Annotated in this window: 10 protein-coding genes; all 10 read right to left on the reverse strand. The window is 31.7% G+C overall.

What is annotated here, in order from left to right:
* Positions 1 to 205: 205 nt before the first annotated feature.
* The 10 genes from CUEA01_RS17370 to CUEA01_RS17415 all read right to left on the reverse strand — a co-directional run bounded on the left by CUEA01_RS17370 (position 206) and on the right by CUEA01_RS17415 (position 14969).
* Entirely contained in the window at positions 206 to 1651 is a 1446-nt protein-coding gene (locus CUEA01_RS17370; protein ID WP_234123047.1) for a peptidoglycan D,D-transpeptidase FtsI family protein, read from the reverse strand.
* Entirely contained in the window at positions 1652 to 2857 is a 1206-nt protein-coding gene (locus tag CUEA01_RS17375; protein ID WP_234123049.1) for an FtsW/RodA/SpoVE family cell cycle protein, read from the reverse strand.
* Positions 2858 to 2867: 10 nt separating this feature from the next.
* On the reverse strand, positions 2868 to 3287 hold the full coding sequence (locus tag CUEA01_RS17380) for an FHA domain-containing protein (protein WP_234123050.1): 420 nt from the start codon (positions 3285 to 3287) through the stop codon (positions 2868 to 2870).
* A gap of 134 nt (positions 3288 to 3421) precedes the next feature.
* Complete coding sequence (uvrA, locus tag CUEA01_RS17385; protein ID WP_234123051.1) at positions 3422 to 6244, reverse strand: excinuclease ABC subunit UvrA; 2823 nt, start codon at positions 6242 to 6244, stop codon at positions 3422 to 3424.
* A 469-nt stretch (positions 6245 to 6713) separates the two neighbouring features.
* Positions 6714 to 8693 (reverse strand): excinuclease ABC subunit UvrB, encoded by a 1980-nt coding sequence (gene uvrB / locus CUEA01_RS17390; RefSeq protein WP_234123377.1) that lies wholly within the window; start codon positions 8691 to 8693, stop codon positions 6714 to 6716.
* A gap of 121 nt (positions 8694 to 8814) precedes the next feature.
* Entirely contained in the window at positions 8815 to 10104 is a 1290-nt protein-coding gene (locus tag CUEA01_RS17395) for a PDZ domain-containing protein (protein WP_234123052.1), read from the reverse strand.
* A gap of 457 nt (positions 10105 to 10561) precedes the next feature.
* The gene (locus CUEA01_RS17400; RefSeq protein ID WP_234123378.1) at positions 10562 to 11776 is read right to left on the reverse strand and encodes a S41 family peptidase; all 1215 of its coding nucleotides are present in this window, start codon (positions 11774 to 11776) and stop codon (positions 10562 to 10564) included.
* A gap of 585 nt (positions 11777 to 12361) precedes the next feature.
* Complete coding sequence (ftsX, locus tag CUEA01_RS17405; protein WP_234123379.1) at positions 12362 to 13267, reverse strand: permease-like cell division protein FtsX; 906 nt, start codon at positions 13265 to 13267, stop codon at positions 12362 to 12364.
* Entirely contained in the window at positions 13257 to 13943 is a 687-nt protein-coding gene (gene ftsE / locus CUEA01_RS17410; protein WP_234123053.1) for a cell division ATP-binding protein FtsE, read from the reverse strand. Before ftsE ends, ftsX begins: the two co-directional genes overlap by 11 nt.
* Before the next feature lie 174 nt (positions 13944 to 14117).
* Positions 14118 to 14969: a YitT family protein gene (locus CUEA01_RS17415; protein ID WP_234123054.1), complete on the reverse strand. Its 852-nt coding sequence runs from the start codon at positions 14967 to 14969 to the stop codon at positions 14118 to 14120.
* Positions 14970 to 14991: the final 22 nt, after the last annotated feature.

Raw genomic sequence — 14991 nt, forward strand, 5'->3', positions numbered from 1 at the left:
ATAACCCTCCTTAGAAGAAGAGTACAGTTGACAGAGTACAGAGTACAGTGATGGTTAATTTTCTACTGAGCAGAAAATTTTACAACTTAATGGGCTATCGCCCAAACCTATCCGTTTATACATTTTTTCTGCAAGTTCAAAGATTTACCTGACGCGAGGAAGGTAAATCCTCCTTCACTGTACTCCGTACTCTGTACTCTGTACTCTATTTTAAAGCGCTTTGCATAACTCCTGAAGCAATCTTTGCTGCTGCTATTCCGCCCTGTCCTCCGTCTTCTACAATTACTGCAACGGCAATTTTAGGGTTATCGTAAGGTGCAAATCCAATAAACCAAGAATGAGGGGGTGCGGGTTTACCATTTTCCATATGATCGGCAGTTCCTGTTTTACCTGAAACTTCAACACCTTCTATGGCTGCATTTGCTCCTGTTCCTTCTGCTACAACAGTTCTCATAAAGCTTTTCATGGTTGAAGCTATATCACTAGAAATTATTTGCCCATTACTTTCAGGATCTATAGTCGAAACTATGTCTCCATCACTAGTTAATATTTGTTTAACCAGATGAGGCTTCATCATTATTCCATTATCTGCAATAGTACTTGCTACAAGTGCCATTTGCATTGGAGTTGCAAGGACACTACTTTGACCTATTGCACTTTGAGCCATATTGCCCTTTTCATAGCTTTTTAGCGTAGGGAATTTACTATTATCTATTATGATACCATCAGCAGGTGTATTTCTATTAAAATAAAAATCTTCAGCTGTCTTCTTAAGATTTTCATTTCCTAGTTCCAGTCCTAAGGTACCAAATACAAAGTTACTTGATTTCACGTAGGCATTTTTAAAATTAATTTCACCATTTACTTCACCATCAAAATTGCTTAAGGATTCCTTTGAATTAAATACAAGCACTCCAGTATCATTAAAAGTCTTATTTTGAATTCCCGGTATATTCTCAAGAGCACTTACAGCTGTTATTGTCTTAAAGGTAGATCCTGGCGGATAAAGCCCAGAAACAGCTCTATTTAGAAGTGGCCTATCTGGATTACTGTTTAAAGAAGACCAATTTGCCTTTAATGCACTATCGTTAGGGTCAAAGGAAGGTTTTGAAACCATAGCAAGTATTTCACCAGTTCTAGGATCTAATGCAACAACTGCACCTTTCTTATCCCCAAGCATATCTGAAGCTTGTTTTTGTACGTTATAATTCAAGGTAGTAATTAGGTTATCTCCCTTTTTCTCCTGTGGTTCAAGATTACCTTTTGTTTTTATAAGATCTGTAATAAATTGTTTTAAGCTTTCATCTTTTGACCCCATTAAATATTGATCATATTTAGCTTCAAGTCCTGTTATTCCATACTGAGGATTTACATAACCTAGTACATGTGAAAATAAATCTCCATATGCATATTCTCTCTTTTGATTTAAAGTATCAACTCTTTCACTTTTTGTTAAAGCTACCTTATTTCTATCGTATATTGTTCCTCTTAAAACTTCATTTCTTTTTGCCCATAATCTTTTATTATCTGCATTATTAACTATTTTAGGTCCTGTAATTATTTCAAAATACGTTACATATGAAATTGTCACTATAAAAAATAGTATAAAGACAAACATTACTTTTTTTATATTATTTGAAATATCGTTCATTTATCTTCCTCCCTCTGATATCTTTTGTATTATACCAAGGGCAAAAAATATTATAATCATAGAACTTCCACCAGCACTTATAAGCGGCAGCGTTATTCCTGTAAGTGGAATCATTCCTGTAACTCCACCAACTATAACTATAACCTCTGATGCAATCATCGCACTATAACCCACTGCTAAAAGCCTTGAGAAATTATCTTCTGCAAAAACAGCTGCACGCATACATCTATAAAACAATAGGAAATACAAAATCATTATTGCAAAACCCATAAGTACTCCCATTTCCTCGCAAATAGCTGAAAATATAAAATCAGATTCACTTACTGGAACAAATCCAGGATAGCCTAAGCCAAGTCCTGTACCAGTTAAGCCTCCCCAAGCAATTGAGTACATAGATTGAACTAATTGATAACTTTGATTTCCTTTATATGGCCAAGGGTTATGCCAAATCATAACTCTTAATCTTACATGACCAAATAATTTATAACTTATTACAGCCCCTACAGCAAATAAAGCAAAACATATTAATACATATTTTGTTTTTGAGGTTGCTATGTACAGCATTGTTATAGATATTCCGAAAAATAAAAGAGCAGAGCCCAAGTCATTTTGAAGCACCATAAATCCAAGTGTTACCATTACAATAACTGCTGGCTCTATGAGCTGTTTAAAATTCTTATAATCTTTTAATGCAGATGCCAAATATGCCACAAAAAATATTTTTGCAAATTCCGATGGCTGAAATCCCATTCCACCAATATAAACCCAGTTTTTAGAACCATATTTCATGGTACCAATAAAAGTTGCCATTGCAACAAAAAACAAACAAAATCCCATATAAACGTATTTATATTTTTCATATCTCTTAAGTTCTGGTAAAAGCACTACCATTAATATAAATATTGCAATACCTGCTATAAACCATATAATTTGTTTTATAGAATACACTGGGTTAAGTCTATAAAGTATAACTAAGCCTATAGATGATAATATGCATGCAAAAATAAGCACATATTTGTCACCATCCGGATAAAATTTTCTTAATATAAAATGCGAATATCCCATTAAAAAGCATATTACAGCACATAATACAAGTGCTCCCGTATCAAAAGGAGTTTTTATTATAAACAAGTTAAAGAAACAAACGAAGCAAAACAAATAAGCATATCTTAAAAGCTTCTTTTCATCTTTTACGCTATTATACATAGTTTATCACCTACCCTATTACCTTAAATACAGCACTTCCTATTTTTATTTCATCACCAACTCTTACATAAGTCTTTTTCTCAACTTTTTCATCATTTAACAAAGTACCATTTGTACTATTTAAGTCTTCCAAAACATAATCAGTATTTCTAAGATAAATCCTTGCATGGTGTCCAGATACATAGCTTTCTTTAAGAACTACAGAATTATCATCTCTTCTCCCTAAAGTAACCTCTCTGCCAATTGGTATTACAGATCCTTCTCTTAAATTTTCGTTGGTTCCAGACTGCATAACTTCAAGTCCAAAAGTCTTTTTCCTTGGCGCCTTTTTTGATCCACCATTTTTTATATCTTTATACATTATTCTTAACGCAAAAAGAATTATTATGTAAACTATGCCAATAATTACAACTTTAAAAATCAAACTCATTTTACTTAAACTATCCCCAATTGAGGCTAGGTTATACACTTGATGTAAAAACAAACAAAACACCTTCCTATGCTATAATTTTAAATTATAAAACCAAAGCTAGCATTTTATTTACTATGCTAGCTTAAGTACAATTATAACATCTTTTTTAAATATTGTCCTGTGTAGGAGGAAGTATTTTGGGCAATCTTCTCTGGAGTTCCTGTACATAGAATTGTCCCTCCTCTTTCACCACCCTCAGGACCAAGGTCAATAATGTAATCTGCTGATTTTATAACATCAAGGTTATGCTCTATGACAACTACAGTATTACCTGCATCAACAAGTCTTTGAAGTACCTCGATTAACTTATTTACATCATCTATATGAAGTCCCGTAGTAGGCTCATCAAGAATATAAAGCGTTTTTCCTGTACTTCTTTTTGAAAGTTCATATGCAAGCTTTATTCTTTGCGCTTCACCACCTGAAAGCTGAGTTGAAGGCTGACCTAATCTAACATATCCAAGTCCAACGTCCATAAGCGTATCGAGCTTATTTTTTATCCTTGGTATATTACCAAAAAACTCAACAGCCTCTTCTACTGTCATATTTAGTACATCATCTATATTCTTACCCTTATACTTTATTTCAAGAGTTTCTCTATTATATCTCTTTCCACCACATACATCACAAGGTACATAAACATCAGATAAAAACTGCATTTCTATTTTTACTATTCCATCGCCCTTACAAGCTTCACATCTTCCGCCTTTTATATTAAAGCTAAACCTTCCAGATTTATATCCTCTCATTTTTGCTTCCTGAGTTGATGCATATAATTCTCTTATTATATCAAAGACTCCTGTATAAGTTGCAGGGTTTGACCTTGGTGTTCTTCCAATAGGGCTTTGATCTATATCTATTATCTTATCTATATTTTCTATACCCTTTATTTCTTTATGCAATCCCGGGTTAGCTTTTGCCCTATTTAATTTTTTATTTATTCCCTTATATAATATTTCATTAACAAGTGTGCTTTTTCCAGAGCCAGAGACTCCAGTTATACATGTAAACACTCCAAGTGGAAACTTAGCACTTACATTCTTTAAATTATTCTCTGAAGCACCAACTACCTCTATGCATTTATCTTGAGATTTTCTTCTATTTTTAGGCACCAAAATTTCCTTTTTGCCACTTAAGTACTGACCAGTTATAGATTCTTTGCACTTTTTTATATCTTCAATAGTACCTGTTGCAACTATATTTCCGCCACGTTCCCCTGCTCCCGGTCCTACATCTACAATAAAATCTGCTGCTTTCATTGTATCCTCATCATGTTCCACTACTATAACCGTATTTCCTACATCTCTTAAATGAAGCATGGTTTGAATTAATTTATCATTGTCTCTTTGATGAAGTCCTATACTAGGTTCATCAAGTATATATAAAACTCCAACTAAACTTGAACCTATTTGCGTAGCAAGCCTTATTCTTTGAGATTCTCCACCAGAAAGTGTTCTAGCACTTCTAGTTAAACTTAAATAATCAAGTCCAACATCCACTAGAAATTGAAGTCGATTTTTTATTTCTTTTAGTATTTGATTACTTATAATCTCATCTTTTTTACTAAGTTTAAGACTATCGACAAACTTTATTTCATCCCTTATAGGCATTGCACTTAATTCAATTATACTTTTACCGCCAACAAGTATAGAAAGAGCTTCTTTTTTTAATCTTGCCCCCTTACACTTTGGACATGGTTTATCACTCATATAATTTTCTACTTCTTGTTTTATAGCCTCAGAAGATGTCTCCATATATCTTCTTCTCATTTCGCCAATTATACCTTCATATGCATGGTAAAACTCCATTTTTCGTGAATCCTTAACATAATAAACCTTTAACTTTTCACCTTTAGTTCCATACAAAAGCATATTTACAATTTCGTCATCAAGCTTCTCTATAGGCGTATTTAAATCAAATTTATATTCCTTAGAAAGTGCCTTAAGTATACAAAAAGTCCACGATTCTTCCTTTAATCTTCCATCGCCCCACGGAGCCACAGCACCTTCCATTATGCTTTTAGTTCTGTCCGGTATTACTAAGTCTTGATCTATTTCCATCAAGGTTCCAAGACCATCACAAGTATCACATTTTCCGAAGGGTGAGTTAAAGGAAAACAATCTAGGAGTAATTTCTCCAATACTTATGCCGCAATCCGGGCATGAGAAATTTTCACTAAAAAGCATATCCTCTCCATCTATAACGTTAATTACAACCAATCCTTCAGCTAATTTCAACGCTGTTTCTATGGAATCTGAAATTCTTCCATCTATTCCTTCTTTAATAACTATTCTATCTATTACAGCTTCTATGTTATGCTTTTTATTTTTTTCGAGCTTAAGATCCAAATCTTCAAGTTCGTATATTTCACCATCTATTCTCGCTCTTACATATCCATTTTTCTTAATATTTTCAATTACCTTTACATGCTCACCTTTTCTTCCTCGTATTACTGGTGCAAGGATTTGGATTTTTGTTCTCTCTGGCAATCCCATAATTTTATCAACCATTTGATCAACAGTTTGCTGCGATATCTCCTTACCACACTTAGGACAATGTGGCACACCTATTTTGGCATAAAGAAGTCTTAAATAATCGAATATTTCTGTTACAGTTCCAACGGTTGAACGTGGATTCCTACTTGTAGTTTTTTGATCTATTGAAATTGCTGGAGATAATCCCTCTATGTATTCAACATCTGGTTTATTCATTTGACCCAAAAACATTCTTGCATAAGAAGATAGTGATTCAACATATCTTCTTTGTCCCTCTGCATATAAAGTATCAAATGCCAATGAAGATTTTCCTGATCCTGAAAGCCCTGTAAACACCACAAACTTATTACGTGGTATAGTTAAATCAACATTTTTTAAGTTATGTACCTTTGCACCTTTTATTATAATTTCATCTTTCATTTTTTCACCCCATTTAATCAATGTGGTGTCGCACTAAAATTATTTAACACATAACTTAAAATTATTGCTAACAAAATCAAGTGAAGGGTTTTAATTTCGCCCTGCTCATTAAAAAACTAACTTTTTCACTTACGTGAAAAGTGAAGGGTTTAACGATGCTGTGCACGTTAAAGGTTAATTTTTCGGATAAATCCGAAAGTTAAGGTTATTTTTCCTACGCCTTGCTACGGAAAAATTATAAATTTAAATTAAAGATTTTCCATAGCAAAGCGGAGGAAAATCAACATTTACTTTTTACCAAAGGTAAAACCCTTCACCTTTGACAAGCGTAGCTATGTCAAACCCTTCACTTTTCACATAGTGAAAAAGTTAACCTTTTAACGTGCAAAGCATCGTTAAAAACTTTCACTTGAGTTGCTTCGCAATATTTAAGATTTGTGTATAAAATAATTTTTGTACGGCAGCCCCATTACTTAAGTTCTTTCTTTAACTTTTTAATCTTATCTCTCAATTCCGCTGCTCTTTCAAATTGAAGATTTTTAGCTGCTTCCTTCATTTCATTTTCATAAGTTTCAATAAGTTTTTCTATATTATCATTATTAGCCTCTAATGCTTCATCTAAACTATTATATTCTGCTTTTTCTTCTGCAACCTGTGTTATTCCTATAACTTCTCTTATTTCTTTCTTTATAGTCATTGGTATTATGCCATGTTTATCATTGTATTCCATTTGAATTTTTCTTCTTCTTTTTGTTTCCTTTAAAGCTTTATCCATGGCTGAAGTTATTGAATCAGCATACATTATTACCTTACTTTCGGAGTTTCTAGCTGCTCTTCCTATTGTCTGTATTAAAGAGGTTTCTGATCTTAAAAATCCTTCTTTATCTGCATCCAATATGCCAACAAGTGCAACTTCTGGAATATCAAGTCCCTCTCTCAAAAGATTTATTCCAACAAGTACATCTGCTTCACCAGACCTAAGTTCTTTAATTATTTTCATTCTCTCTATAGTATCTATACCAGAATGCATATATCTAGTTTTAACACCCAATTCTTTCAAATATTCCGTTAAATCTTCTGCCATTTTCTTTGTAAGCGTAGTAACAAGCACACGAAATCCTCTATCAACTGTCTTATTAATTTCAGCATATAAATCGTCAATTTGACCAGAAACAGGTCTTACCTCCACTTCTGGATCAAGAAGCCCTGTAGGTCTAATAACTTGCTCTGCTATATTCTCGGAATGTGAAAGTTCATATTCTGCTGGTGTTGCACTTACAAATACAACTTGATTCAATTTCTTTTCAAATTCATCAAATTTAAGCGGCCTATTATCGTATGCACTTGGCAATCTAAAGCCATAATCCACAAGAGTATTTTTTCTTGACCTATCTCCACCATACATTGCTTTAACTTGTGGAAGTGTAACGTGACTTTCATCAATAAACAATAAAAAATCTCCCGGGAAATAGTCTATTAATGTTTTAGGTGGTTCTCCCTTTGATCTTCCATCTAATATTCTAGAATAGTTTTCTATACCGGTACAGTAACCAACTTCTCTCATCATTTCTATATCAAAATTTGTTCTTTGCTTCAATCTTTGAGCTTCTAAAAGCTTATCTTCAGAAGTTAATTCTTTCAACCTAACTTCAAGTTCCTGTTCTATTTTATTTATTGCTATTTCTATTGTTTCCTTTGATGCAGCAAAGTGAGAAGCTGGGAAAATAACAGAATGTTTAAGTGTTCCTGTCACATTCCCAGTAAGAACATCAAATTCTTTTATTCTGTCTATTTCATCACCAAAAAACTCTACTCTTATTGCTTTATTAGTAGAACTTGCAGGAAAAATGTCTAGGGTATCTCCTCTAACCCTAAAAGTACCTCTCACAAAATTAATTTCATTTCTTTCATATTGTATTTCAACAAGTTTTTTTAAAACTTCATCTCTATCTTTAGTCATGCCTTCTCTTAAGGATATTGATAATTTTTTATATTCATCTGGATTACCAAGTCCGTAAATACACGAAACTGAGGCAACTATTATAACGTCTCTTCTTTCAAAAAGAGATGAAGTTGCCGAATGCCTCAATTTATCTATTTCATCATTTATAGACGCATCCTTTTCTATGTAAGTATCAGTTTGGGGAACATATGCTTCTGGTTGATAGTAATCATAATATGATACAAAATATTCAACATTACTATCTGGAAAGAATTCTCTAAATTCTCCACAGAGCTGTGCTGCCAATGTCTTATTATGTGCCAATACAAGTGTAGGCTTTTGAACCCTTTCAATTATATTCGCCATTGTAAAAGTCTTACCTGAACCTGTAACACCAAGAAGGGTTTGAAATTTATCATTACTCTCTATGCCATTAACAATACTTTCTATTGCCTGTGGTTGATCCCCTGTTGGCTTAAATTTTGAATGTATTTTAAACTCACCCATTTCACCATCTCCATCAAACATTTGTTCGTATTTAATTTTAATATCACTTTTATATATTGTCAATAATAATTATTTTTAAACAAAAAATAAAAAAGCAGAGTACTCTCTACTTTGTACTCTGTTATTTTTCGTCGTCGTCTTCGTCCTGCTTTTTCTTAACTTTTTCAAGGACACTGTCAAACGAATCACTCTCAACCTTTACAATTTTACTCCCCTTTGGGATTATCTTGGGAACAAAAACTACACCTAATTTTTTAGTTCTATTCATTTCCTTATAACTGACTTCAATTAACTTGCCTTGTACATTTTTCACCTTTAACCATATAAAATTTGTAACATCAGCTAACGTATTAAACACATCTTCTTCTGTTACTATCTTTGTATCGTTTAACTCTACTATGGTATCTCCACTTTTAATTCCCATTTCAGAAGCTGGCGAATTTGGAGCTACCTCAAGTATCATTATTCCCTCATCTGAATTTATATATTTAGGGTACTTTTTTATTTCAAAGTAAGCTTGATATTTAAGCATAATCTCATGCAAAATTGGTGCCAATGCACATAATATAAATTCACTAATTAAATTTCCTCTTAATAATATTGTTAAGAGAAACAAAATAACTCCATATCCTAATATGTTAATTCCAGAATAAATGGTTTTTTCCCTTTTAGATTTAGTAAACGTAAAACTACTGTATCCTAAAACACCAAAAAACGATCCAAATACTAATGCTGAATTTTTTAAGATTGTAATAGGAGTATTCCAAAAATCCCCTGCTAAATACTGAGGTCCGCTTGTAAGCTGAGATCCATTTGCCATAAAAAGCATTGCTATTGGAAGCAGCCAATATCTTTTAAATGCAAAACCTCCAACTATTTTATTGCCTCTACTTGTAAACACAGGAATAGCTCCTGAATTTCCATCAATCATTACGAGAAGTCCCTCTATAATATGAAGTACTGCCACAAGTGCCATAAGCATAGTTACATCAACTTCTAAATACTTTACCTCGCTAATATCAATTCCATTTAAAGCTGCCAATCTTAAAATCAAACTAATAAATCCCAATACAGCTCCAGAGTAGGAAAAACATACAAATCTACTTCCTAAAATCATTAAGAATATAGAAATTAAAAATAATATAAATATTGCACTATCATCTTTAAAAACAATTCCAAAATATGAGAGTATAATACTACCTATAGCACCTCCAATTACTCCTAAAACAATTTCAGATATTGTTAGGACAAATGGGGATTCCATGCTTTCTCCTATAATCATTTTCTGCATTAAGGCAGTCTTTCTATTCTTCCTATAAAACACAGCTGCCATAATAACCACTAGAAGTATATATGATGGTGTTATTATAGCTTGAGATAATGCACTCAATGTTGTCATGACAATATTCATGTAAATTTTTCTCCTCTCCAAAGATAAAAGCTTAAACAATGCGCTATTGCAGTTATAATTAATTCAGTCGTAATTAAAAATTAATGCGAACTAAATCGAGTGAAGGTTTTTAACTTCGCCCTGCTCATTAAAAGACTAACTTTTTCAATCACGTGAAAAGTGAAGGTTTTAACGATGCTGTGCACGTTAAAGGTTAACTTTTCGGATAAATCCGAAAGTTAATGTTATTTTTCCTCCTCTTTGCTACGGAAAAATTATAAATTTAAATTAAAGATTTTCCGTAGTAAAACGGAGAAAAATCATCCTTTGCTTTTCACATAGTGAAAAAGTTCATCTTTTAACGAGCAAAGCAAGTTAAAACCCTTAGCTATTAGCTTTTTCGCCTTCTTTTTAGGCGAAAAAAGTTAACTATTACTTCACAATATTTATTTTTACTGCAATAACTCAATTCTATTTTCTACTTAACTTTACTTTTTATTATTTCAAGTGCCTTTTTAAATTGAGGGTCAGTATCTCTATCATAAGGCAAATTTTTAAGATTGTCTGGATACTTTATTTCTATGTCCGGTTTTATTCCTTTATGATGTATATTTTCACCATTTGGAGTGTAATATTTTGAAATTGTTACTTTAAGTTGAGTTCCGTTACCTGTGTCAAATACATTTTGAACAATTCCTTTTCCAAAAGTTTTTACACCAACTAAAGTTCCCAATTTATAATCTCTAATTGCACCAGAGAAAATTTCAGAAGCACTTGCTGTATTTTCATTTACAAGAACAACTAGTGGCATTCCAATATAATCTCCACCTTTTGACTTATATACTTCCTTAGAATTATTTTTATCAATCATTGAAACTATAGTCTTATCTTTAGGTACAAAATTAGAAGTTACATCAACACAAGCTGTTAAAAGTCCACCTGGATTATCCCTTAAATCAAGTATTAATGCTTTCATTCCTTGAGCTTTTAATTCTGCCATTTTCTTATTAAAATTAGCACCTGTATTTTCATCAAACATTGACATTTGTATATATCCTATATTGTTACTTAACATTTCACCTGTAACTGTATTCATTACTATACTTTGTCTTGTAGCTGTAATATCAAATGTTCCTTTACCAGCTCTATAAATTGTAACTTTAACTGAAGTACCTGCTTTTCCCTTCATCATAGCTACAGCTTTATCTAAATCTTTTCCTGTAACATCTGTACCATTTACTTTAACAATAGCATCTCCGCTTTTTATTCCTGCTTTTTGTGCTGGAGAATCATCAAAGGCTGTAACAACTACTACTTTATTATCCTTTGCTTCAACCTGCATTCCAAGTCCTACATATTCCTCTCCTTGAATTTGTGAATTAAAATCTTTTGTTTCTTGTTGATCCATGTAAACTGTATATGGATCATTTAAAGCCGATGTCATGCCTTTTATCGCACCTGTTACAAGTGCATTATCATCAATTTTACCATCATAATATTTATATAGTTCATCTCTAATAGCAAACAGTTTTTTAAATTTCATAATTTCATTATATGTATTATTATCAACTGATACACTACCATTTGGCGAAAGCAAGTAATTACTTCCTATAAATAAACTTGCTGCATTAGTTAATACTAATACTATAACTGTAATTATAATCCATCTTCTCTTTGAATTTTTTTTATGCAATTCGACTCTATCAATATCATTTCTGTCTAACTCAGTCTTATCTAATTCCTTCTTATCTAATTCATTTTTATCCAATCTATTCACCATCCTAAAGTTATATTTATATATATACTTATTGTTTATCTTATTAATGAATATTATTTATACAAAATATAATTATATCATACAACTTGATACATAGTTAAAACTATTTTGAATTAAGATTACTTATCTATAATTCATCCTGGTAAATTACAATTTAACTCAGAGTACAAAGTACAAAGTACAGAGTACAACGAAGGACGATTTTTCTCCGTTAACACTATGAAAAATCTGAAAACTTATTTTCTTTATTGCTGCGCAATTGCGCCATATATGGCGCTCAGCGAAGCTGACACCATTTAAGTTTAAGATTTACCTGAGTAAAACAAAAGGTAAATCATCCTTCTTTGTACTCTGTACTTTGTACTTTGTACTCTGCTCTAAAAATTGTAATTTGTCAGGATAAACTTGGTATTTGCAATTTCAATATTTCAAGTTGTATATCTACTTTTTTATAAAACAAACTCCAGGCAGATAACCACCTGAAGTAAAATTTTTAAACTATTAGACTTCCAAGAATTTTCTTATTGATAGTATACTTCCAATTGCACCTATCAATATTCCAACAACTAAGAATGCCCAAAGCATAGTTGACAAAACATATGATGTTGGTATTAGTGATGTCATCATAAAACTACTAGAAATCTTTGAATAAAATAATTTATAAATATAGAAAACAACTACAACTGCTATTATAGCTCCTATTATGCCTATAAGCATTCCTTCTATTACAAATGGTAATCTTATAAACCAATCAGTTGCGCCAATATATTTCATTATTCCAATTTCTCTTCTTCTTGAATAAACTGCTAATTTAATTGTATTTCCTATTAAGAATAATGAAACACCAACCAAAATTACTAATATAACTACACCAATCCATTGTATTGTTTTAGTTACTGCTATAATTTTATTTACAGTTTCTCTACCATCACTTATTTTATCAATACCATCAATTGGATTACCACTACTATTTTCTAGTGCTTTAACGACTTTTGCTGAATAATCTGGCTTAGCAATACTAATTATATATGAATTTGGCATAGTGCTATTTGAATCCATACCTTCAATAAGCGATTTATTCTTGCTACCTATTTGTTTTTTAAATTTAGCGAAAGCTTCATCTTTACTTTCAAATTGAACATTATTTACACCTGAAATATTAATTATTTTATTTAGCACAGCATTTTGTTGGTCTATAGATATATTATCTTTAAGATAAACTTGAACTTGTATTTGTGACTCAACTTCATTAACTCCACTTTTAACATTGAAAATTACAAGTAAGAACATTCCAAGTATAAAGAGCGTGGCTGCTACTGTAGCTACTGATACCGTACTTAACGTTCTATTTCTTTTTAAGCTTTTTAACGCATCGACACCAAACAATCTTAGAGTACTAGTTTTCATCATAATATCGTCCCTTTCGTTCATCTCTTACAATTTGACCTTTTTCAACTGCCACAACACGTTTCTTCATGTCATTTACTATTTGCTGTGCGTGTGTTGCCATAAGAACAGTTGTACCTGCTTTGTTAATGTCGTCAAGTAAATTCATAATTTCCATAGCGGTATCTGGGTCAAGGTTTCCTGTTGGCTCATCTGCTATAATAAATGAGGGATTATTAACTATAGCTCTCGCCAAAGCAACTCTCTGCTGCTCTCCACCTGACAATTGATTTGGAAAATCTTTATATCTATCAGAAAGTCCAACTAAAGAGAGAACCAGTGGAACTCTTTTTCTTATTTCTCTATGACTTGCCTCAACAATTCTCATTGCAAAGGCTACATTCTCGTACACATTTAATGTTGGTATAAGCCTATAATCCTGAAAAACCATTCCTATTTTTCTTCTGTAGTATGGTATTTGTTTCCTTTTTAATGAAGTTATGTCCGTATCGTTTACTACAATACTTCCTGAAGTAGGTTCTATTTCTTTCATTAATAACTTTATAAATGTTGATTTACCTGCTCCACTAGCTCCAACAAGAAATACAAATTCTCCTCTTTCAATTGAAAGATTTATATTGGATAAAGCAACTACATCATTTCCATAAACCTTACTTACATTTTTTAATTCAATCATTGATATTCTCCCCGCTTATCTTTTTCTACAAATTAATTTTCAAGTTTCAAATAATTATCTTTAAATATTATATCACATTATAAATTTATGTAAAAAAACTTTTTTTAAGACAATATTAATTTTATTATAACAAAACATTAATAAATATGCCAATTTCCCTATAGCAAAATAAACCTAATCATCGGCAATTATATCTTTAAATCCATGACCGAGTACCTCTCTGGCATCAGATACTGTTATAAATGCGGTTGGATCTACTTCTTTAATAAATTCTTTTACCTTTATAAACTCTTTTCTGCTTAAAACAGTGTATAAAATATAGGTATCATTCCACGTATATCCACCTTTTCCAGTAAAAATCGTACATCCTCTTTCTAATTTGTTCATAATAAATTTACTTATTTCATCATTTTTATGACTTACAATCATAATTTGTTTGCACATATTAAAACCGTCAATTACAGCATCAATCATAAATCCATTTATTATTACTGATAAAAGAGAATACATTCCTATATCTGCTCCCAAAGTTGCTCCTGCTAAAAGAGTTACTAAAAAATCTACAAGAAGAAGCGATTTACCTATATCTATATGGAAAAACTTATTTAAAATTTTTGCTATTATATCCGTTCCCCCAGTAGAAGCATTTTGATTAAATATTATTCCCATTCCTACTCCAGATAGCAGAGTACCAAAAATTGCAGCAAGTAGTAAGTTATTTGTAACAGCCCCAACATGCACAAACTTATCCATAATTAATAAAGAACCACTCAAACAAAAGCTTGCATAAAGGGTTTTAACTCCAAACTTTCCACCTATAACTATTACTGCTATAGTAAATAGTATTGAATCCATTATTATCATTAATAATCCTACTGGAATAAAATTAAAAAAACTATGTATTATTATAGAAATACCTGAAGTTCCACCTGACGCTATTTTGTTTGGCTCCCAAAAAAACTTTATAGCTGAAGCCACTATTAAGTCACCCATTGTTATTAATGCAAACTGCTTAATTTTTTTCATTTAACTAATCACTCTCCACTGA

This window comes from Clostridium hydrogenum, from assembly GCF_021432385.1.
GTDB classification, from domain to species: domain Bacteria; phylum Bacillota; class Clostridia; order Clostridiales; family Clostridiaceae; genus Clostridium_S; species Clostridium_S hydrogenum.

What these genes read in the sequence shown, in the direction of transcription:
- CUEA01_RS17370 (WP_234123047.1), bottom strand. Translation starts at nt 1,651, where the DNA reads ATGAACGATATTTCAAATAATATAAAAAAAGTAATGTTTGTCTTTATA.
- CUEA01_RS17375 (WP_234123049.1), bottom strand. Translation starts at nt 2,857, where the DNA reads ATGTATAATAGCGTAAAAGATGAAAAGAAGCTTTTAAGATATGCTTAT.
- CUEA01_RS17380 (WP_234123050.1), bottom strand. Translation starts at nt 3,287, where the DNA reads ATGAGTTTGATTTTTAAAGTTGTAATTATTGGCATAGTTTACATAATA.
- uvrA (WP_234123051.1), bottom strand. Translation starts at nt 6,244, where the DNA reads ATGAAAGATGAAATTATAATAAAAGGTGCAAAGGTACATAACTTAAAA.
- uvrB (WP_234123377.1), bottom strand. Translation starts at nt 8,693, where the DNA reads ATGGGTGAGTTTAAAATACATTCAAAATTTAAGCCAACAGGGGATCAA.
- CUEA01_RS17395 (WP_234123052.1), bottom strand. Translation starts at nt 10,104, where the DNA reads ATGAATATTGTCATGACAACATTGAGTGCATTATCTCAAGCTATAATA.
- ftsX (WP_234123379.1), bottom strand. Translation starts at nt 13,267, where the DNA reads ATGAAAACTAGTACTCTAAGATTGTTTGGTGTCGATGCGTTAAAAAGC.
- ftsE (WP_234123053.1), bottom strand. Translation starts at nt 13,943, where the DNA reads ATGATTGAATTAAAAAATGTAAGTAAGGTTTATGGAAATGATGTAGTT.
- CUEA01_RS17415 (WP_234123054.1), bottom strand. Translation starts at nt 14,969, where the DNA reads ATGAAAAAAATTAAGCAGTTTGCATTAATAACAATGGGTGACTTAATA.